The sequence below is a fragment of the Bradyrhizobium sp. AZCC 1719 genome, assembly GCF_036924525.1.
In the GTDB taxonomy this organism is placed as follows: Bacteria; Pseudomonadota; Alphaproteobacteria; order Rhizobiales; family Xanthobacteraceae; genus Bradyrhizobium.
This window is the reverse complement of record NZ_JAZHRU010000001.1, coordinates 1,136,949-1,156,951: the sequence shown is the minus strand read 5'-3', so window position 1 is coordinate 1,156,951 and position 20,003 is coordinate 1,136,949. Positions and strand designations below refer to the sequence as shown.

Here is a 20,003-nt window from a genome sequence, read left to right as displayed (position 1 = left end):
GGTGCTTCCCCGAATGACAGAAATACTGCCCGGAATTGGCCCCCCGATCGCATTTCCCCACCTTGCAAAGCGAAGCCGGAGCGGGTAGCTAAAGCGCTCTTTCGCGACCGTCCGAGGCTTTTGTCGGACGCATCCGGGCCCCTTAAAGCCCAAATGCCAAGCGAAAAACGCGCCCGTAGCTCAGCTGGATAGAGCACCAGACTACGAATCTGGGGGTCAGGAGTTCGAATCTCTTCGGGCGCGCCATTCTTCGACGTCGGTCAGAACAGCATGGCATCTGGTCGTTAGGCCGGTGCGGATGGGCCTTGCCCTGCCAGGAACCAGATGAGGATATCGCAGGCGTTCAAATTCGAGGCGGCACATCGGCTGCCAAACGTGCCCGAGACGCATCGATGCCGCCGGCTGCACGGCCATTCCTATCGTGTCGAGGTTCATCTGGATGGACCGGTAGACCCGCACACGGGTTTCGTCGCGGACTTCTTTGATATCGAAAAATGCTTCGCCGGCATCGTGGACGCCCTGGACCACAGATGCCTGAACGACGTCGAGGGACTGGAGAACCCGACCGCCGAGAATATTGCGATCTGGATATGGGACCGATTGAAGCCGGGTCTTGAGCAAATCTCGGCTGTTCGAGTCTACGAAACGGCGGACTGCTGGGCCGAATATGACGGGCGGTGATGACAACCGCACGCCGGCCCATTTAGATCTCAAGAGCTCCCATGGCCAGCGCGCCCGTTCGGTGGCCCCTCTGGATATACGAATCTGAGGGGCAGAGGTTCGAATCGTTCCGGGCGCGCCATTTCGGAATACGCGATCGCAGCCAAAATCGGCCGCCTCTTCGATTGAACCCGTTAAGTTCTCGAATTGAGCGTCACCGTAATCCCGTATTACGCCGGTATATCTCCAGCAGACCGCGAATGGTCAGGTCGGGATCGAAGTGATCTATCGCCTTGGTGGCGTCGTGGAACAACGATGCGACACCGCCGGTGGCGACGACCGTCATTGCTTCGTTCCGCTCAGCCTTAATGCGAGCAATCATTCCTTCGATGAGCGCAACGTGACCCCAGAAAATACCGGACTGCATGGCGCTAACCGTGTCATCGCCTACCACCCGTTGTGGCTTTTGCAGCGCAATTCTGGGAAGCTTCGCGGCGGCTGCATGCAGGGCCTCCATCGACAGGTGGACGCCTGGCGCGATCACACCTCCCTCGAAGCCGCCATCACTCGCGATCACGTCCAGCGTGATGGCGGTCCCGCTGTCGACAATGATCAATGGCCCGGAATAGAGCTTGAGCGCGCCGAGCGCATTGACCAGACGGTCCGATCCGACCTCCGAGGGCTTCCTGGTCCGCACCTGGATGCCCAGCTCGGTATTCTCACCAATGATCAACGGCTCGGCGTGCAGGTAACGACGCGACAGGTTTCGCAGGTTGAAGATTGACTGCGGCACTACACTCGATATCACGCAGGCATTCAAAAGGCTGAGCTCAAGTTTGTGCATCGCCATCAGCTGCGACAGCCACACGGCGTATTCATCGGCTGTACGGCTAGGCTCGGTAGCCGATCGCCATTGGGCGATCCAATGGTCGCCGTCGTGAACCGCGAACACGCTGTTGGTGTTTCCCTGCTCAATTGCTAGAAGCATCGATCAAGTCCTACGTTACAGCTTCATATTATCTGGGCGCGGCGCAGGATCGCAGACAAGCGCAAAATTATCAATTGTAGCGTATGAAAGGCTCCGGCATCACAGCGCCACAGCGAAGCAGTAGTGCCCATCTTCATCGGCCGTGGCGCGCCATTTATCAACTGCATCGCGCAAATGTCTTGACCTGCTAGAGGCTGCCGCTGTGCACGTGCTCGATGGACTGAGCACCTATCAACTGACTCTGACGTGCAAAGGATGCCTCGGGCGCTTCAATGGCCTTCGCGCTCGGCGTCGCCCTGAACCGCGTCTTCCGCTTGTGCGGCGACCAGTGCCGGCGCGCCGCGGGATCGAATGACGATTCCGATGACGTCGACATCGACCTTGAGCAGATCGAGCTCTCGCGTCATCTCGCGCAGTTCCTGGCCCTTGCGCGCGATTTCCTCGGAAACGTCGATAGCCATGTTGCGCTCGGTGACCCCGCCCGGGCTGCCGACGAACATTTTGGCTCTGAGCCACTCCAGCCGCGCCCGCTGCGTATCGCGCGCGAACTTCTTTTCGACAAACTGTCGCCGTGCCTCTACATAGGCCGCCAGCAATTCGACGTCGGACATTTTGTACAGGGCTTCGGCTGAAACGCTCATGGTCGCTGGCTCAGACGATCGGGTTCATGGCATGTAGCGGGTCATAACCTATTCTACCGCACCGGCACGGGATCGTCGATTTCAGGAAACCTTCCTTCAATCGGGTTTCCTCGACTTGAGCAAAGCAACCAGTCCGCACCAGCCAAGTCCGATCAAGAGCCTGCCATTTCCTGCGCCCCGCCGAGCAGCGTGACGTTGAGTCTGCCGCCAGTGAACAACATGTCGTCCAGCGCTTCGCTGATGTCGCCGGATTCGACCGTCGAACCGCCATCCCGAAAAATGCTCGCTTGCGCGATACGCCGCATCAATTCCTTGATGAACGCGGCGCTGACGCCCTTCGTGCGGTTCACGGTCTCATCAATGATGGTCTGATCCATCGGCAGGTCCTTGCCATAGAGCTGAACAAGCTTGCTGCGGCCGATGCCGTCGGGCAGCGGCACTTCGATCGCCTGGTCGATACGTCCGGGCCGGCCGGCCAGCGCGCCTTCAAGCTGCTCCGGCCGGTTGGTGGTTAGGACGAACAGGATGTCGGAGTCCTCCTTCAGCCCGTCCATTTCGTTGAGCAGCTTGTTGAGCAGCGGCTCTTCACACGATCCCATCTCTTCGCGATCGCGGGCGATGAGGTCGACGTCCTCGATCACGACCATCGTCGGCTGCAACAGGCGCGCCAGCTTCATATAGGCGCCGAGCAGCCCCACCTGCTCGGCCGTGATGATCAACGTCGTATGTCCGGGCAAATTGGTCGCGAGGTAACGGATCGTGTGCGTCTTGCCGGTGCCCGGCGGGCCGTAAAGCAGGATGCCCTTGCGGGTCGATTGGCCCAGCTTGCGAAGCGCCGCGCGATTGCCGACAAAGCCCATGACGTTGCGATCGAGCAGCTTCAGCGTCTGTTCGGGCAAGATGACTTCCTCACGTCCGACTGCCGGCAGCCGGTGCACCATGACCCCGCACGACCGTCCGCGATAGTCGGATCCACCTTCGAGCGAAAGGATCTTGCCGCGATAGGAACGCGCGGCGTGCACCGCCTCTTCAAGCTCGGCGAACGAACGTTGCACCAGTGCGTCGCCGGCGGCGCCGGCCGGCACGGCGATCTCGATGCGTATCGCAGCCTCATGCTGGTATTCGCGATGAAACGAAAGCAGCACGGCGTAGCGGAGCTCGCCGGCGCTGCACAGCCACAGTCCGTTATGCAGGCATTTCACCGGCTGCGCTTCACCGATTTCGACGTCGTGGTACTGCGGCGGCGCAAGCGCGGGTGCGTTCCGGCCCTCCTTCATCAGGGCCGCAAATACCAGCGTCTCATAGCGATACTCCTCGTGAATGCCGAAGAAGTGCAGCGGTGAGGCGAGCAACTGGTCGACAGCGACCTGGACGTCGGCGCGCATGTGGCCGGGAAACTGCCGCGCTCTGGTCACCAACTGGTTTCGCGGGATTCCGGCAAAGTGCCAGTCAAGCGCGAGCCAGGCGTATTTGAACTCGTCTCCAGGCACGGCCTCCGATGCGCGCCTGACGGCAAGCAGGCAGCTGTTGCAGAGGCGCGCTGTCCTGCCGGCGAGCAGGATTTCACTGCCAGCCGCCGGTGCTCCGCAAAGATCGCATGCGCCTTTCGTGGTCGCGGTTTCGCTGGTGATCAGCAAACCATGACCGGCGGCGCCGATGCTTTGCCGTGCCGAATCCAGCAGCGCCTTGGCGACCGGGCCCGGGTAGGGGCCGCAGGCCACCTTCTCTTCGTTCTCGATCAGCGCGGTGAATGCGATCGCTTCCCGTTCCGACTTGCCGAAGACGTTGCGAAGGAGCTGCCGGACGAATTCGACGGGCGTATCGTCGTCATTATGAATGAAGAGCGTGATCGACCCGGCGTCAGTGCAAATGTCATGCATGAAAGAAAGACCTCGTACGCGTTGCCCATAGAACAAAAAGAGAACATAGGCAGCGCGCCACGTCAAGTGGTCAGAGAATCGCCATGAATACATCGGGTTGTGTCGCCAGTCACCGCCATTCTTGCTGCGCGAGTTGCTCCGCTACAGAGGCTTCTGGCGGCCAGTCCTACGCCGTCGTTCGCCATCATCCCAGGGGCCCTGTGCGCCGCCGCCTCGGAACGTCTCCGGACATCCCCCGTTAGGCGTGATTGGAAGCGCCATGAACGGACGACTCTACCGCAAGGTTCTGCTTGTAGCGGCGGCCAGCGCGCTCGGCGCGCTCTCTCCTGCTGCGGCCCAGACCGCACCGACTGTGACCGTCGAAGCTGGGATAATAAGGGGCGTCGCTTCGAACGACGTTGCTGCCTTCAAGGGTGTTCCGTACGCAGCACCGCCGGTTGGGGCTTTGCGCTGGCGCGGACCGCAGCCAGTTGCGCCTTGGCGGGACGTACGTCAGGCCACAGAATACGGCCTCGATTGCGTGCAGAAACCGGTTCCGGGCGAGGCGGCAGCAAGCGGTGGCAAGGTCGGCGAGGATTGCCTGTTCCTGAACGTGTGGCATCCGGCGGCGATGCAGCCAGGCGCTCGGCTGCCGGTTCTGGTGTGGATTCACGGTGGCGGCTTCATCGCTGGCGGAGCATCCGCGCCGACCTTCGATGGCAGCGCGCTCGCAGGCCAGGGCCTGGTCGTGGTGTCCCTGAATTACCGCCTGGGGCGGCTCGGGTTCTTTATGCATCCCGCGCTGACGGTGGCGGGCGAAGAAGCACCCGGCAATTACGGTTTCCTCGATCAACTCGCCGCGCTGCAATGGGTGCAGCGTAACATTGCTCAGTTCGGTGGCGATGCAAAGCAGGTGACGATCGCGGGCGAGTCCGCCGGCGGGGTTTCGGTGGTGCATCACCTGGTGTGGCCCGCGGCGCGCGGCCTGTTTCAGCGCGCCGTAGTTATGTCTGGCGGCGGCCGCACCTATGGAATCGGAGCGTCGCGCGCGCGGGCCGAGCAGGCCAGCGTCGCCTTTGCGCAGAGCGTGGGTATCACCGGAGGCGGCGCCGACGTGCTTGCGGCGCTGCGGGCCCTACCGGCGCAGAAAGTCAGTAGCGACCTCGGCGTGGAGGCGTTGCTGGGAAAGGTGGACACCTATGCCGGTGGTCCGATCGTCGACGGCAAGATCGTGACTGGCATGAATATGCCCAGCGAAGTGCTGCGCAATCGCACGCCGGCCCAGGTGCCGGTGCTGATCGGCACGACGGGCGACGATTTGCCGATGCTGTTTCCGCCCCGGGATAATCCCCTGTCGTTCTTCGGCGCGGACGCGCCGGTCGCGGAGGCCGTGTATTTCGCAGGCGCGGCCGACCCGGGCGCCGCGATCAAGAACATCGCGGTGGATATCACGATGCATGAGCCGGCTCGTTTCGTCGCGAAACAGGCGACCGCAGCCGGGCAGCCGGCGTGGCTCTACCGGTTCGGATATGTCGCCGAATCGCTGCGCCCGAAAGGCACCGCGGAGCATGCCAAGGAAGTGCCGTATCTCTTCGGCACGCTGGAGGTGACGTATGGCGCGGCCGTAACGGCAAAGGACCGCGCGATGGCCGATACGTTCATTGGCTACATCGCCGCGTTCGCCAAGACCGGCGATCCGAACCGCAGCGGCCTGCCGATATGGCCTCGCTACGATCCCGCGAAGTCCGAGCTGATGATGTTCACGTCTGACGCCACAGCGGCCGTGCAAGCCGACCCGTGGAAGTCGCGGCTCGATCTGATCGAACGCGCGGTCGAGAGGCAGGCCGCACCGCCGCAGTAATCGCCGTGCTGCCCGCTCCGGGCTACCGCGCTCCACTACCCGGCGCTTAGCCCGCTGCGTCCTTGATCGCGGCTTCGAAGGTCTTGGTGTCGAAGGCCGGCATACTTTGGATCCGGCCCAAACCTTGCGTCGCGTACCAGACGGAGAACGCGAGCATCGCCGCCTCATTCGGGGCATCGACGATGTCGACGAAATCGTAGTAGCCCTGCGTGTAGTGGATCGACTCGACCTTGATGCCTAGCTTGTCGAGTTTTGTCTTGGCCTTGCCGATCCGCTCCGATTGCTTGCTTGCCCACTCCGGGCTCAGATTACCAAGCAGCACATATTTCATGGCCACCTCCACGAGAGGTTGATCATTTTGCGCGAAGGACCACCCAAATATACGCCTTCCCACGACCCATGCCCATGCCGATTTGCGGAGCGGGAACGGCGAGGCACGGGTTCCCCTGGCGCTGGTCCCGGCCGACAAGCCCTATAGCCAGCGCCGTACCCGCGCGCAGTAGCGGCGATAGACGTCCCCGAACTTGCGCTCGAGGTAGGCTTCCTCGCGGGCGATCACACCGCAGTGGATGACAAGCGCGAAGGGCACCAGCGTCATCAACAGCCAGAGGCTGTTGAAGGCAATGGCCAAGCCGATCAGCCCCAGCACCATGCCGAGATAGATGGGATTGCGCGTGAAGCGGTACGGGCCAGCCTCCACGATTGTCGTGGTCGGCAGGTTGGTGGGCACGTTCGAGCCGGCCCGGGTCATGGTAAGGATCGCCCACACGGACAACGCCAGCGCAAGGGAAAACACTGTCGCGCCCAGCCAGCCTGCTGGTAGCGCGGCCGGCAGGAACGGCAAGGGCATGAGCCAGTTGAGTGCGAACCCGGCAAACACCGCGAGCCCCCACGCGATCGGCGGCCGGACAATGACGCCAGCGGTATCGTCTGCTATGTCGGCCATAACGGGACCGGTGAAACAGCGCTTGATGTGGCTGAAGGCTGTTTGCAAGCATAGCACAAAATCGCAGCCAGCCCGAGATCTGCTGGTTGCACCGGGGCGCGAAGGGCGGAAGCGGAACTCAGACGATGCCGTGTTCTTTCAGAACGGCTTGCTCGTCCCCTGACACCCATCCAAAGATCTTTGGTGTGTCTTCGAGCTGCTGCAGCAGGTAATGGACCTCAAAATCAATGGAAACATCCACTTCGCTGCCACGGTCGTAGATGGCGGTCCAAGCGACGTGCGCCAGGCAATGGTGCTCGTCGATAGGTGCGATGCGGACATTGCGAAGTCGCATATCCTTGGTACCGATCCGGCGATAATTTTCAAACCCCTGTTGCATCATCTGCTTCAGGTGCTCGTCATTCCGGCCGACACTGACGCCAGCCGGTGAGGCCGCAACGAACGCAGTGGCGTATGAAGACGTCACCTGGTCCATATCCACTTGATCCCTGAGCGCCATTCGGAACAGCTTCGCATAGCGCTCAAACAAGTCCTTTACGTTCTTTTCCATAAGGTGCCGCCTCCTCACTATGGCTCTCGGGCTCAAGGTATTCTGCGCGAGGTGGTCCAGTGTGGTCTAGTAAGGCTGATCTGGTTCGGCCGTCCAAACATGTTCAGAATGCTGTGAGGGGTAGATGGAGAAGCTGGATCTAAAGAAGGTGAGGAAGCCACTCTTCACCGCTCCCCTTAACCGCTTCGTGACGATCGATGTGCCGCCGGTTTCCTACCTCATGGTAGATGGTCATGGTGACCCGAACACCGCGCAAGCTTATAGGCTCGCCGTCGAAAGCCTCTACGCGACGGCCTTTACGATCAAATTCTCCTGCAAGGCAAACGGGAAAGACTTCGTCGTGATGCCATTGGAGGGACTTTGGTCAGCTCCCGATCCTGAGAGCTTCTCCGCACGGCGTAAGGACGAATGGGAGTGGACCATGATGATCATGGTGCCGGACTATGTGGACGACGAGACCTTCCTGGCTGCCAGGATCAAGGCGCGAGAGAAGCTCGGCGCGCTTCCTGAAAGCCTGCGGCTCGAAAGCCTGGCGGAGGGCCTCTGCCTCCAGGCATTGCACGTGGGCAGCTACGACGACGAAGGACCGCTGCTCGCGAGGTTGCACGGGGAGATCATGCCTTCGGGCGGCTACGACTTCGCCGGTCGGCATCATGAGGTCTATCTGAGCGACCCTCGCAAGACGGCGCCTGAAAAGCTCAAGACCGTGATCCGCCAACCCGTGCGCCAGAACTGAAAGTGGAGCCTGATCAGCACGTCAAGCGCCACAGAGGCCGGCTACGAAACTTGCAGCTAGTTGGCGGCGCGAATGCCCCGCTCACGTATGATCGCGCCGAACCGCTCGGAGTCTTTGCGGGACTTTTCCTTGAACTCTTCCGGCGACATCGGTGCGGCGATGTTTCCGAGGGTCGCGATACGCTCGCTCAACGCGGCGGTTGCAAGCGATCGATTAATTTCCTTGTTTAAACGCGCGACAACATCGGGTGATGTTCCGGCCGGCGCATAGATGCCGAATACGGCATCCGCGTCAAAGCCGCTAAGGCCGAGCTCGTCGAGCGTGGGTATGTTCGGAAGTTGCGGCGATCGTTGCGGGCTTCCGATCGCAAGGGCACGCAGCTTGCCGGCTTTCACGTGCTCGATGGCAATGCCGGGGTCGAACAGGAAGTCGAGTTGCCCACCGAGCAGGTCATTGAGCGCAGGCGCCGCGCCGCGGTAAGGTACGTGCACTGCGCTAGTGCCGGTCATGTTTTTCAACATTTCTGCCGCAAGATGGGGAGAGCTGCCGATACCGGGCGATCCAAAATTTCGCTTTTCCGGATTGGCCTTCAGGTCAGCGATGAATTCCTTGAAATCCCGCACCGGACTGTCCGCCCGAATGACGAGATAGAAGGGCACGCGTGCAACGGAAGCGACGGGGATGATGTCCTTCGTGGGGTCGAATGGCATTTTGGCATACAGATGCGGATTGATCGCCACCATCCCGCCTGAAGACATCAGCAGGGTATAGCCATCCGGCGCCGACCTCGCCACGAATTCTCCGCCCAGGTTTCCGCCAGCGCCTCCCCTGTTTTCGATCACGACCGACTGACCGAAAGCTTCGCTGAGAGGTTGACCCACAAGGCGCGCGAGCTGATCTGCTGCTCCTCCCGCGGGAAAGTTGACAATGAGGCGAATGGACTGGGTGGGCCAGGTCTGTGCCGGCGAATTCTGTGCCAGCGAAGTGGATATCAGGCCCGCGGTGAAGGCGATCGCGACCACAATGGCTCTCATGATTATCTCCCTGGGTCTTACTATTTGAAGGAATAGCGATGGATCGCTCGATCCATCCGCAGCATCCCGTTCCGCATATGAAAGCGAGCGGGCGGGGTAAGTCTCTTTCAACCCGCGAGGAAATCGCCGATCGCCGCGACACAGGCGGGGTCTTCCTGCATGGCGAAGTGCCCAACGCCGGGCACGATATGAGTGCGTGCTTTTGGAATCGCGCTTGCCCAGAGTCCCGCCTGACTGGCAAGTGCGATCCTGTCCCTGTCGCCCCACACGATGAGCGTTTCGTTGGGTATCCGGCTTAGCCACCGACCGAGATTTGGGTGTCCCATGCCGTGAGCCTTCTGAATGTTGCTCAGCGCCTTGGCTTCCTTTTCCCTTGCCGCAATGAACTGCTCTGGCGGGGGTGCAAGCGAGCCTCCGGGAAAGTATTGGGCTGCGATTTCCGTTCGATGCGCCAGGTAGCCAGGCAAATCTTGCGGAGCGATTTTGGTGGGATCGGCGCCACGATGGTCAGGGTGGTTGAGCCCAGCAGGCGCGTTCAGCACCAGACGAGCAAAGCGTTCGCCGGCGACCACCGCCATTTCTGCCGCCATCCAGCCGCCCATGGAATGACCCACGAGGTGCGGCCGTTCCATGCCCAATGCTGCGATGAGCCGCAAATTATGGACGATCAAATCCTGCATCCCGCAGATATGCGGCGCAGGTCCGCTTTCGCCGAAGCCGGGGTGGAATGGCAGATAGATCCGAAACCTGTCGGCCAAACCGCGCGCCCATTCTTGCCCCTCGATCGTTGCCGCTCCGTGGAGCGCCAGGACGGCCGGACCCCTCCCGATGACTTTTATGACCGTGTCAACGGCATCGATTTCGAGCTTTATCGTTTCGAATACCACGTCAAACTCCTTCCTGGCCGCGAGCGGGCGCTACGGTTGGACCATCGTGTCTGTCGAAAAGGAGTGCGCTCCCAATCTGCCGCGAGATTGCATGCGCACGAAATCGATCACCTGCTGCCCCACCGTCTCAAGCTGACGTCTGGTTGCCGCATCGGTGCAATTTCCCTCGGCGTCGAACAGCGCGCTGGATGTGTTCAACATTGCACCAAGCGGCGTGGGCCAACCTCTGAGGGAATGAGCAACCGTCCGAAGCGCGGCTAATGTTTGCCCAACCGCCTGCCAGCCGCCAGCACAGGCGATGCAGCCAACGGGAATTCCATCCAGGTAGGCGCGTGTATCCGTTCTGAGTTCTTCCGCGTAGTCGAGCGCGTTCTTTATCAGTCCGGATATCGATCCGTGGTAGGCAGGCGACGAAATGATAATGCCGTGGCAGGCACGAAGCGCGGCCAGGAGACGCGAAGCCTGATCGGACTGTTGCTGTCCGGGCATATACATCGGCAGAAGCAGTTCTGCGCCGGACAGAAGCAGGGTTCTTGCGCCTTCATCCTCGGCGGCCTTGAGGCTGATCATGAGCGCGCGTTCGGACGATGACCCGCGCCGTGGCGTGCCTCCGATCCCGAGAATAAGAGGCTTATCCTCAATCATGCTTCGCTCCAGTTGTTGTGCCGCAAGCCGAAATGCTCGCCCGATCCAATCGGGCGACCTGCGTAGCTGCGTAGGGTGGGCCAAGCGGAGCGTGCCCACCACAACACGCACCGCTCGTGAGCGGTGGGCACGCTCCGCTTGGCCCACCCTACGAAGACACTGCGCTGGCTCGCATCAAGCGATCTCAGCGCGTCGCAATTGGGGGATTACCTCCTCGCCGAAGAGAGCAAGCGTTTCCCGGCGACGCGGCGTAAAGCTCCTGCCGAGCATCGCGAGAAAATGGCCCGCGCCGCATTTGCGGCATTGATCGATGATTTGTTCAGCGACCTGCGCCGGCGTGCCGGCGATGTAGTCGTCGTCATGCAGTGAAAATCCGGCGCCAGCCCTCGGCGCGTCGAGCAATGAGGATGTGCCTTGGACAACGCGCGGATCGCCCGCCACAACTTTCAGTGTCGCCGCCTTCGCGGCACGGGATTCCTCGCGCGCCTCAGCCGCATCGTATGAAATGGAGACATTGCGCCGGATTGCGAGTTGATCGGGCCCTGCCGGAAATCCCAGTTTGGCAGACGCCGCGCGATACACGTCAAAAATTTCCGATATGCGAGCGACGGATTCGAAGCCGGTGCAGATCTTGGATCGCCTTTGAGCGGATTTCTGCGCGGATCCGGTACTTACGACGGTTGTCCATTTTGGCGGAGACGGCTGCAGGAAGACGTTCGGCATCAGGCTGAGGTTTTCGAATTTCCAATACTTTCCGCTGTGGCTGATGACGTGGTTCACGAGGGCGGCGTCGAGTATTTCCAAAGCCTCCTTGAAGCGCTCGCGGGCTTCCTCTATCCCTAAACCTATCCGCGCCAGCTCCTGCGGCACGCCGGCTGCAAAGCCGATCTCGAGGCGTCCCTTTGTCAGGTGATCGAGCATCGTCAGTTCTTCGATGATGCGCCATGGCTCATAGAGCGGCACGACCATTCCCATCGTTCCCAGCCGCAGCCGGGTCGTGTGGCGAGAAATGGCTGCGATCAACAGGTTGGGAGAGGGGCTATATGATTGACCGAAGTGATGTTCGCTAAAGAATATTCCTTCGAACCCCAGCTTTTCGACTTCGAGCCAATGCGCGTAACCTTCGTCGAACACGGCAGTGACGGTGCTGGGCAGGGTCTCCCCGTCGCTCAGGTTCGGGGCCTGCATGAATTCAAAGATCCATGGCTTGATCAAAGCGTTTCTCCCATGCGCGACTTATTTCTTGATTGCATCTTGAGTACACGGGAGTTTTAAATTTGAAAAATCGATTATATTGATCCGTGATATTTGAAAAATGGATGTAAGACGATGCGGTTCGAAGGCCTGGATCTCAATCTCCTGATCGCGCTTGATGCGATCCTCGAAGAACGCAGCGTCATGGGAGCCAGTCGACGTCTTCATCTCAGCCAGCCGGCGATGAGCGCCGCTGTCGGCAGATTGCGTCAGTATTTCAACGACGAGATTTTCACGATTTCACAGCGAAAGCTGGTGCCGACGCCGCTGGCGCAATCGCTGGAAAGACCCACGCGGGACATATTGCTGCGAATCCGGGCCAATCTGATCTCGCCGCCGAAATTCGACCCGGCGAGTTCTGAGCGGCGTTTCCGGCTGGTCGTTTCCGATTATGCGAGCATCGTATTGATGCACGCCGTCATGAAGCGGGTCTATCGTGCCGCACCGCGGGTTTGCCTTGAAATTCTTCCGTTCGGTGATCGTGTCGATGACCAGCTTCAGCGAGGGGAAGTCGATTTCGTCGTGATCCCCGATACAAATCTCATTGATGGTCATCCGAGCCAGCATTTGTTCGCGGACGAATTCTGTTGCGTCGCCTGGCGCGGAAGCCGCCAGATCGGGCGCTCGATCTCGCTTGGCCGCTATCTTCAACTTGGACATATAACTGCTCAGCTCGGGCCCATTCATGGGCTATCGTTCGATGAACGCGCCCTCGTGCAGTTAGGCTATAAACGCCGCATCGAGGTTATTGCCCCGAACTTCACCGCGATGGCTGCCATGGTGATCGGAACGGACCGCATCGCGACCATGCATCATCGCCTTGCTGTAATTTTCGCGCGAAACTTTCCGCTGAAGCTGCTGCGTGCGCCGGTCCGCATCCCCGCATTTCGGGAAGCTCTACAGTGGCCAGCGTCCTTTCACCTGGATCCCGCCCTTGTCTGGTTGCGCGAGATCATTACCGACGTTGCTGCCGAGGTTGACCGGACTCCAGCCACGCAAATGAAGGTTGGGTAGGCGCGACTAAGCGGGCAGGCCCTCCGGTTCACCTGGCTCTCAGAAATGATGGATCCCCAGCGCCGAGAATGCGCCGTCGTGCGGCTCATGGCCGTCCATCGTCGGCTGGCCGAGAAAGCCGAGCTGCAGCGGCATCGGATGTAGCAGCGACGTCGGTATCGCGCCCGCGGTGTCGAGCAGCGGCATGTCGGGTTGCGCGGCGCCGGAGAAATCCGTTGCGCTGGATGTCGGGCCGGAAAGGTTCGTCGTCAGCGGCTCGATCAGGCCGGGGGCCGGCGCGTCCTGGAGCAGGCCGGTCAGCGTGCCGGTCAAGCCGTCGAGGAGATGGCTCGCGGTGCCGGTCACGGTCGTCGTCAGTTGCCCGACGGTGGCACTCACGCTTGCGATCGTGCTCGATACCGTTGCAAGCGCGGTGTCGACGACGCCGGTGAGGCTGTCTGCAAGGTTGTGAACGGACGCACCAGGATCGAATGACGGTGATGCGACGCTGCTGCCGGGCGAGCTACCCGCGCCCGCCGATGGCGCGTGATCGAGAGCTGCGCTGAAGCTCGATAGCACGGGCGTCGAGGTAAAAGCCTGCGTGGCGAGCACGTCGCCTGATGGAGCTTCGGCGACAGTTGCGGCCGCATCCTGCGGCGTGTTCGTTGTCGTGGCGTCGGCATGGACCGCAGGCGAAAGGTCGGCTGCGGGAGGTTCGATCGTGCCGGCATGCTGGTCGTCATGGCCGGGTGCGGGATCGGCCGGCTGCAGCGCGGCCGGGACAATCGCTGCCGGAGGCGGGTGCAGGGCAGCCGGCTGCGCCGCGCGGACTTCCCCCTCGTGGTCCAAGCGGTGCAGCGCGGTGTCGGCGTCGTTGAGCAGGCCGAGCAGCATGGTGGCGAAAGCAACCGATTCGGTTGCCGCGAGATGACGGCTGCGCTCGGCTTCATCGGAGCGGCGGGCGTTCTTGACGGCTTCGGCCATGGCCATCTCCTCTTCAGCGCTCGCGAAACGCGCGGGTGATCTCGTCGCGCAGCGGTCCGAGCAGATATTCGAACAGGGTGCGCGGACGCGTCGGCACGATCACCTCGGCCGGCATGCCGGCCTGCAGGTCGATGCGCGACTTCTTGACGTCGTCGGGATCGAGCGCAACCTCGACGGCGTAATAGCCTTGCCCGGATTTGTCATCGGTCAGGCGGTCGGCGGAAACCGTGTGCACGGTGCCGTAGAGCCGGGGGCGCTCGATATAGTTGATGCCGGTGAGTTGCACCTCGGCGCGGTGGCCGACGGCGACGTCGTTGATATCGGAGAGCTTCAGTTTTGCGGCGGCGATCAGCGGATTGTCGGTGGGCACGATGTCCATCAGCCGCGCGCCGGGCTGGATCACGCCGCCCTCGGTAAAGACGTCGAGGCCGACCACCGAGCCGGTCGCCGGCGCCGTAATCCGCGTGCGGACCATCACGTCCGTGGCGGCGTCGATCTTGGGCGTCAGTTCCGCGAGCTTGTTTTCGGTCCCGCGCAACTGGTCGGTGATCTCGCTCATCCGCGCGCGTTCCACTCTGGCGATCTCGAGGTCGTTCTGCGCGATCTGCTGCTGCATGCCGGCGATGCTGGCCTGCTGCGCGCCGATATCGGCCTTCAGCCGGGCGTCCTCGCGCTGCAAAGCAAGGATGCGGGTCTTTGGCGTATAACCCTGCGCGAACAGATGCTGCGCGCCGTTCATCTCGTCGGTCAGCAGTTCCCGCTGTTTCTCGGTGCCGGCAAGCTGCGCCTGCGTGCCCGCGATCTGCGCTTCGAGCTCCTTGATCTTGCCGCGCAGCACAGCCGTCTCGGCGGCGAACTGGTGTTTTCGCGCCGCCATCATCGCGGTCTCGTTGGCCATGGCCTGGCGGGCCGCGGATAGTTCGCTGCGCGCGCGGAGATGTTCGTCGAATTCCGGCGCATCTTTTCGGTCGCGTTCGGCGACCAGCCGTGCGCGCGCGGCGAGCGCAGCGTCGCGATCGGCCGTGAGCACATCGAGCTTGGCGCGCGGGTCGCTGTCGTCGAGCCGGATCAGGAGCTGACCTTTTTCGACGCGCGCGCCGTCGCGCACGGTGAGTTGGCGCACGACGCCGCCATAGGGGTGCTGCACGCTCTGCCGCCGCCCCTCGACCTGGAGGTTGCCGTTGGCGATGGCTGCGCCGGAGATCGGCGCGAGCGTTCCCCACATCGTCATCGCGGCAAGGAACGCCGCCACCACGCCGGCACCTAGCAGCGCCGGCCGCGAGGGGCGTGCGTAGCGCGCACGGTCGCGCATCGGGGCGAAGCCGTCGTTGATCGCCGTCATGACGCGCGCCCCGCGGCGGCCTGCTGGAGCGCGTGGTAGACCTCGCCCGGGGGACCCAGCATATCGAGCATGCCGCCCCGCAGCACCATCATGACGTCGACGATGTCGAGAATGGTGGTGCGGTGGGTGATCACGATGATGGTGGCGCCTTCGCTCTTGGCCTGCAGCAGCGCCACCTTCAGCGCCTCTTCGCCGGGAGCGTCGAGATTGGCATTGGGCTCGTCGAGCACGAGCAGCGGCGGGCGGCCGAGCAGCGCCCGCGCCAGCGCCAGCCGCTGGCGCTGTCCGCCGGACAGGCCGACGCCGCCGGGACCCAGTCGGGTGTCGTATTGCTTCGGCAGGTCGAGCACCATCTCATGAATGCCGGCGCGCTTGGCGGCGTCGATGATCTCGTCCGTCGAAGCATCGCCGAAGCGGGCAATGTTCTCGCGCACGGTGCCGGCGAACAGGCCGACGTCCTGCGGCAAATAGCCGACATGGCGGCCGAATTCGAGCGGGTCCCAGTGGCTGTAGTCGAGCCCGCCGAAGCGCAGCCGTCCATCGGCAGGTAGGATGGCGCCGACGAGAAGGCGAGCCAGCGTGCTCTTGCCGGAGCCGCTCGGGCCGACGATGCCGAGCGCCTGGCCGCCGCCAAGCTCGAAGGTCAGGTCCCTGATGACAGGCTCCTTGCGCGCCGGCAGCAGGCAGCGCAGTTCGCGCACCTCGATAGTGTTGCGCGCCCGTGGCACGATGGTGTGCGGCGGCGTCAGGTCGATCTCGCCGAGCAGCTCGCGCACTTCCGCATAGGCCTCGCGCGCGCCGATGAACTGCTTCCAGGTGCCGACCGCCTGTTCCACCGGGACCAGCGCCCGGCCCATCACGATGCTGGCGGCGAAGATGGTTGCCGGCGTGATGGCGTGGTCGATGGCAAGCCAGGCACCGGTGCCGAGCATCAGCGATTGCAAGAGCAAGCGGAAGAAGCGGATGGAAGAGGTCATCACCGCGTTCTTGTCGCTGGCAAGCGCCTGCTGCACCAGCATCGACGAGCGCTGGCTCTGCCAGTTGCGCTCCACCGCCGGCTGCATGCCCATCGCGCGGATCACGTCGGCGTGGCGCAGGATGTTTTCGGTGAACACATAGGACTGGTTGCCGGCGGCCTCCGCTTCCTTCATCGGCTCGCGGGTCATCACCTCGTTGAGACCGGCGAGGCCAAGCAGGAGAACCGCGCCGATGGTCGCGACGATGCCAAGCAGCGGATGGATGAAGAACAGCAGCATCAGATAGATCGGGATCCACGGCAGGTCGAACGCGAAGTAGATGCCCGGGCCGGTCACGAAGGTGCGGAACTGGTCGAGATTGCGCAATTGCTGCGCGCCGCGCGAGGCGCCGCGTTGCGCCGAGCGCACCACCAGCGCCTCGAACACGCGCGCGGACAATTCCATGTCGAGGCGGATTCCGCAGCGGATCAGGATGTACGAGCGTACCGCGTCCAGCGCCGCCATGGTGAGCAGCGCGATCGCCAGGATCAGGGTGAGGAGGACGAGCGTGGAGACGTTCTCGTTGAGCAGCACCCGGTTATAGACCTGCATCAAATAGAGCGGCGAACTCAGATAGAGCAGGTTGATGGCGCTGGAGAACAGCCCGGCCCAGAGGAATTGCGGCCATAACGCGACCAGCGCCTGGCGAACGTCATCGATCCGTCGCGCCGGCGCGACGGAGTCGTCAAGGGTGGTCAGCGTGCCTGCCGGCATTCGGCAATCACCTTAAGCGAGTTGATGTGGCGCTGTACGATCTATTCGTGCAGCGCATATGATTATTGGAGACGTGGCGTGGGGATGCGCTCCCCACGCCGCGCAGTTTTGAAATGTCCGAACTCAACTGGAGTTAGGCGAGGCCGTGGAGAAGGCCACCGACATCGAGATGGCCGACATCGGCGCTGGCGCCGATCAAAGTCGGTGCGGAAACCGAGGCGTCGACACCGTTGAGCCCTGCCGAGAGGTCGATGCTCGGGTTGGTCTCAACGACTGCGCCGAGATCGAGCACATTCGACAGGTCCGCCGTTCCGCTGGCGCTGGCAGAAGCGCTGCCGCTGGCGCTTGCGCCGCCAAGTACACCGGTGGCGGTTCCAAGCAGGCCATCGACGGTACCAAGCAGGTTTCCGAGTAGTGCAGCCATATAGTCAACTCCTATGAAGGTTGGCTGGAATGCGACGAACGTCGCGGGGCAAGAAACCATGGGCGTCGGAAAGGTTGCAGACTCACATGCGGCGTTTTGGTGATGATTTGTTGGGAAGGGAACTTTGCGCTGTTGCCGGTCGGCGGTGGTCCGACCATGATGCGAGGTCTCCTTGTAAGATCTCCTTGGGAAAGTGCTTGGAAAGCCGATGACGGAAGATAAAGCGGATGTCGTGGTGCTCGGCGCGGGCATCGTCGGGGTATCGACGGCGTTTGCCGCGCAGCAGCGCGGGATGTCGGTCGTACTCGTCGATCGGCTCGAGCCGGGCAGCGAGACCTCATACGGCAATGCCGGCATCATCAGCAGCGGCTCGATCACGCCGCTCAACAATCCATCGCTGTGGACGTCGCTGCCGAAATACCTGACCAACCGCCACGCGGCATTGCGTTGGAATCCGCTTTGGGCGGTGAAGAACGCGGGCTGGGTCGCGCGCTTTCTGGCCGGTTCGGCCGCGTCGCGACTTGAGCCGCGCGCGGCCGCGTTGCACGGGTTGATCGATGCATCGGTGAAATTGCATCGACAATGGATCGTGCAAGCGGGCGCGGCACATCGCATTCGCGAGACCGGCTGGCTCAGGGCGTGGCGCAGCGATGCGGTTCTCGCGGCGAAGCGGGAGCAGGCCATGCTGGCCGAATACGGCATCGCCAGCGAATGGCTCGACCGCCAGGCCATCTCCGCGCTCGAGCCGGATATTGTGCCCGTTTATCAAGTGGGCCTGCTGCACACCCAGACCGCCTCGGTCGACTCGCCAGGCGAGGTGGTCAAGGCCTATGCGCGGATGTTCGCGAACGCCGGCGGCCGGGTGAGGCAGGCGGAGATCAAGGCGATCATACCCGACGGCAATGGCTGGCGCGTGGTGCTGGCCGATGGCGAGATTTCGGCGCGGCATGTGGTGGCCGCGCTGGGACCCTGGTCTGCGGATATGTTGCAGCCGCTCGGCTATCGCGTGCCGCTGGCCTATGAACGCGGCTATCATCGCGAATTCAAACCGAACCCGGCGCGTTCGTTGCGGCGTCCGATCTACGACATCGACGGCGGCTTCATCATGACGCCGATGGAGCGGGGCATCCGCGTCACCTCGGGCGTCGAACTGACCGATCGCGATGCGCCGTCCTCGTTCGACCAACTCGATCAGGTGGTCCCGCTCGCGCGCGAAGTGGTGGAGTTCGGCGATGCCGTCGGCGAACCCTGGCGGGGTTCGCGGCCGACGCTGCCCGATAGCCTGCCGATGATCGGACCGGCGCCGCGGCATGCTGGGCTGTGGCTGGCCTTCGGCAATCAGCACATCGGCTTCACGACCGGGCCGGCGACCGGCGCCGCCATCGCCGCCATGATCGACAGCGCGCCGCCGCCGTATGACGTTAAGCAGTTCGCTCCGAACCGCTACATTTGACGTGATCGAAGACTGATCACGCCGCGGCCGTCGCCGCCTTTGCTTTCCGGCGATAGGTGATGAAGCCCACTCCGGCAAATCCGAGCAGCATCATCGCCCAGGTCGAAGGTTCGGGCACGGCGCCGACCTGCTGCTGGACCAGGCTCACGCCATCAATGCCAAAATAGGGGGAACGCCCAAACCCGTGTCCACCGCGCGCGAAGAAGAAGGTGAATTCGTGCGTACCCGCGCCCAACGTGATATTGCCTGAGTAATTGCTGTTCAGGTTCAACGCTAAGATGGAGTGGGAGCCCTCCGCGTCATAGGCCGGGAGCGTGGGCGACAGCTCGATGCGGTCGATCGCGACTGAAAATCTCAGCTCGACGTCGTCGCACGAGCAAAAGGACTCGGAACGTCCAGCCCTGAACGAATAGTCGAACAGTCCGCCGCTGGCGAGCGTGAACGACTGCGAAAGCCTGCCGCTGGCGCTGCCAAATATGGTGTCGAATCCGATGATGGCCGCGGAAGTCAATCCGACGGTGATGTCCCCGCTTGCGACCCATGGCGAAAGCGTCGTGTCAAAGCCGCCGTTCACCAAAACCTCGGCCGGGGCCGCCTGGGTGCCAGCGAGTGTAAGCATCGACAGAGCAAAGAGATGGTTTTTGAATCGGTTCATGGAGATCGTCCTACCTTCAAAGAAAAACGTGTGGCGCGGTGCTGATCGAGAGGTTCGGATTGAGGGTGCCGCCGGTGAGGCGGTCGAAGAAGGTCGCTGCGTGTGCCTCAAGCTGGCGGCAAATCCGACCACGCGGGCGATTGCCGGTTTCCTGTTCATCTGCTGCTCCGATTGTTCGGTTATGAAATTATTCGGTGATCAAATTTCGGGACTGGCACCGGCGGCGCGCCGTCGGGGCGACTCGAGCAGGCGGGCGTCAAAAGGATGTGAAAAATCGCTGGCCGCGGCTTAAGGGTAATTTTACGATCTCATCGGGAACTGCGACTGGCGCGCAGATCTCTGCTGAATAAAGATCAAACCA

20 protein-coding genes, 1 tRNA gene and 1 pseudogene are annotated in these 20,003 nt (G+C 62.3%); 7 read left to right on the top strand and 15 right to left on the bottom strand.

Annotation, left to right across the window (positions count from 1 at the left end; translation table 11 throughout):
* Nucleotides 1-169 precede the first annotated feature (169 nt).
* Both V1292_RS05585 and queD read left to right on the top strand, forming a co-directional pair.
* A tRNA-Arg gene (locus V1292_RS05585) sits at nucleotides 170-246 on the top strand.
* A 78-nt stretch (nucleotides 247-324) separates the two neighbouring features.
* Complete coding sequence (gene queD, locus V1292_RS05580) at nucleotides 325-681, top strand: 6-carboxytetrahydropterin synthase QueD (RefSeq protein ID WP_334370915.1); 357 nt, start codon at nucleotides 325-327, stop codon at nucleotides 679-681.
* A 193-nt stretch (nucleotides 682-874) separates the two neighbouring features.
* Here the strand turns inward: queD and V1292_RS05575 are convergent, their stop codons facing one another.
* The 3 genes from V1292_RS05575 to V1292_RS05565 form a co-directional block, all read right to left on the bottom strand.
* Nucleotides 875-1,648 carry a type III pantothenate kinase gene (locus V1292_RS05575; RefSeq protein ID WP_334370913.1) on the bottom strand — a complete coding sequence of 258 codons (774 nt, stop codon included), beginning with the start codon at nucleotides 1,646-1,648 and terminating at the stop codon, nucleotides 875-877.
* Nucleotides 1,649-1,917: 269 nt separating this feature from the next.
* Nucleotides 1,918-2,289: a hypothetical protein gene (locus V1292_RS05570; RefSeq protein ID WP_334370911.1), complete on the bottom strand. Its 372-nt coding sequence runs from the start codon at nucleotides 2,287-2,289 to the stop codon at nucleotides 1,918-1,920.
* A gap of 152 nt (nucleotides 2,290-2,441) precedes the next feature.
* Nucleotides 2,442-4,169 (bottom strand): ATP-dependent Clp protease adaptor ClpS, encoded by a 1,728-nt coding sequence (locus V1292_RS05565; RefSeq protein ID WP_334370909.1) that lies wholly within the window; start codon nucleotides 4,167-4,169, stop codon nucleotides 2,442-2,444.
* Nucleotides 4,170-4,428: 259 nt separating this feature from the next.
* Between V1292_RS05565 and V1292_RS05560 the strand changes: the two genes are divergently transcribed.
* Entirely contained in the window at nucleotides 4,429-6,009 is a 1,581-nt protein-coding gene (locus tag V1292_RS05560) for a carboxylesterase/lipase family protein (RefSeq protein WP_334370907.1), read from the top strand.
* Between the two features lie 46 nt (nucleotides 6,010-6,055).
* Here the strand turns inward: V1292_RS05560 and V1292_RS05555 are convergent, their stop codons facing one another.
* From V1292_RS05555 to V1292_RS05545, 3 genes are all read right to left on the bottom strand, one after another.
* Nucleotides 6,056-6,340, bottom strand: coding sequence for a GYD domain-containing protein (locus V1292_RS05555; protein ID WP_334370905.1), 285 nt, complete (start codon nucleotides 6,338-6,340; stop codon nucleotides 6,056-6,058).
* Nucleotides 6,341-6,481: 141 nt separating this feature from the next.
* Nucleotides 6,482-6,955 carry a methyltransferase family protein gene (locus V1292_RS05550; protein WP_334370903.1) on the bottom strand — a complete coding sequence of 158 codons (474 nt, stop codon included), beginning with the start codon at nucleotides 6,953-6,955 and terminating at the stop codon, nucleotides 6,482-6,484.
* Nucleotides 6,956-7,073: 118 nt separating this feature from the next.
* Nucleotides 7,074-7,505, bottom strand: coding sequence for a DUF6841 family protein (locus tag V1292_RS05545; RefSeq protein WP_334370902.1), 432 nt, complete (start codon nucleotides 7,503-7,505; stop codon nucleotides 7,074-7,076).
* Nucleotides 7,506-7,629: 124 nt separating this feature from the next.
* On the opposite strand from V1292_RS05545, the gene V1292_RS05540 reads away from it, so the two are divergent.
* The gene (locus V1292_RS05540) at nucleotides 7,630-8,241 is read left to right on the top strand and encodes a GyrI-like domain-containing protein (RefSeq protein WP_334370900.1); all 612 of its coding nucleotides are present in this window, start codon (nucleotides 7,630-7,632) and stop codon (nucleotides 8,239-8,241) included.
* A 56-nt stretch (nucleotides 8,242-8,297) separates the two neighbouring features.
* On the opposite strand, the gene V1292_RS05535 is transcribed toward V1292_RS05540, so the two are convergent.
* The 4 genes from V1292_RS05535 to V1292_RS05520 all read right to left on the bottom strand — a co-directional run bounded on the left by V1292_RS05535 (nucleotide 8,298) and on the right by V1292_RS05520 (nucleotide 12,022).
* Nucleotides 8,298-9,275: a Bug family tripartite tricarboxylate transporter substrate binding protein gene (locus V1292_RS05535; RefSeq protein ID WP_334370898.1), complete on the bottom strand. Its 978-nt coding sequence runs from the start codon at nucleotides 9,273-9,275 to the stop codon at nucleotides 8,298-8,300.
* Nucleotides 9,276-9,382: 107 nt separating this feature from the next.
* A complete protein-coding gene (locus V1292_RS05530; RefSeq protein ID WP_334370896.1) occupies nucleotides 9,383-10,162 on the bottom strand; it encodes an alpha/beta fold hydrolase in 780 nt (259 codons plus the stop codon).
* A gap of 30 nt (nucleotides 10,163-10,192) precedes the next feature.
* Entirely contained in the window at nucleotides 10,193-10,807 is a 615-nt protein-coding gene (locus V1292_RS05525) for an NADPH-dependent FMN reductase (protein WP_334370894.1), read from the bottom strand.
* Between the two features lie 174 nt (nucleotides 10,808-10,981).
* Nucleotides 10,982-12,022 carry an LLM class flavin-dependent oxidoreductase gene (locus V1292_RS05520; protein WP_334370892.1) on the bottom strand — a complete coding sequence of 347 codons (1,041 nt, stop codon included), beginning with the start codon at nucleotides 12,020-12,022 and terminating at the stop codon, nucleotides 10,982-10,984.
* A gap of 114 nt (nucleotides 12,023-12,136) precedes the next feature.
* Between V1292_RS05520 and V1292_RS05515 the strand changes: the two genes are divergently transcribed.
* Nucleotides 12,137-13,075 carry a LysR family transcriptional regulator gene (locus V1292_RS05515; protein WP_334370890.1) on the top strand — a complete coding sequence of 313 codons (939 nt, stop codon included), beginning with the start codon at nucleotides 12,137-12,139 and terminating at the stop codon, nucleotides 13,073-13,075.
* A 39-nt stretch (nucleotides 13,076-13,114) separates the two neighbouring features.
* Here the strand turns inward: V1292_RS05515 and V1292_RS05510 are convergent, their stop codons facing one another.
* The 4 genes from V1292_RS05510 to V1292_RS05495 form a co-directional block, all read right to left on the bottom strand.
* Nucleotides 13,115-14,038 carry a hypothetical protein gene (locus V1292_RS05510; protein ID WP_334370888.1) on the bottom strand — a complete coding sequence of 308 codons (924 nt, stop codon included), beginning with the start codon at nucleotides 14,036-14,038 and terminating at the stop codon, nucleotides 13,115-13,117.
* A 13-nt stretch (nucleotides 14,039-14,051) separates the two neighbouring features.
* Nucleotides 14,052-15,380 carry an HlyD family type I secretion periplasmic adaptor subunit gene (locus V1292_RS05505; RefSeq protein WP_334370887.1) on the bottom strand — a complete coding sequence of 443 codons (1,329 nt, stop codon included), beginning with the start codon at nucleotides 15,378-15,380 and terminating at the stop codon, nucleotides 14,052-14,054.
* Entirely contained in the window at nucleotides 15,377-17,110 is a 1,734-nt protein-coding gene (locus V1292_RS05500) for a type I secretion system permease/ATPase (RefSeq protein WP_334370885.1), read from the bottom strand. Before V1292_RS05500 ends, V1292_RS05505 begins: the two co-directional genes overlap by 4 nt.
* Before the next feature lie 133 nt (nucleotides 17,111-17,243).
* Nucleotides 17,244-17,534 (bottom strand): hypothetical protein, encoded by a 291-nt coding sequence (locus tag V1292_RS05495; protein WP_334366310.1) that lies wholly within the window; start codon nucleotides 17,532-17,534, stop codon nucleotides 17,244-17,246.
* A 208-nt stretch (nucleotides 17,535-17,742) separates the two neighbouring features.
* On the opposite strand from V1292_RS05495, the gene V1292_RS05490 reads away from it, so the two are divergent.
* Entirely contained in the window at nucleotides 17,743-18,987 is a 1,245-nt protein-coding gene (locus V1292_RS05490) for an NAD(P)/FAD-dependent oxidoreductase (protein WP_334370883.1), read from the top strand.
* Nucleotides 18,988-19,003: 16 nt separating this feature from the next.
* Here the strand turns inward: V1292_RS05490 and V1292_RS33825 are convergent.
* Nucleotides 19,004-19,105, bottom strand: a pseudogene (locus V1292_RS33825) (PEPxxWA-CTERM sorting domain-containing protein); the annotation flags it as partial.
* Nucleotides 19,106-19,640: 535 nt separating this feature from the next.
* On the opposite strand from V1292_RS33825, the gene V1292_RS05480 reads away from it, so the two are divergent.
* Complete coding sequence (locus tag V1292_RS05480) at nucleotides 19,641-19,934, top strand: hypothetical protein (RefSeq protein WP_334370879.1); 294 nt, start codon at nucleotides 19,641-19,643, stop codon at nucleotides 19,932-19,934.
* Nucleotides 19,935-20,003 lie beyond the last annotated feature (69 nt).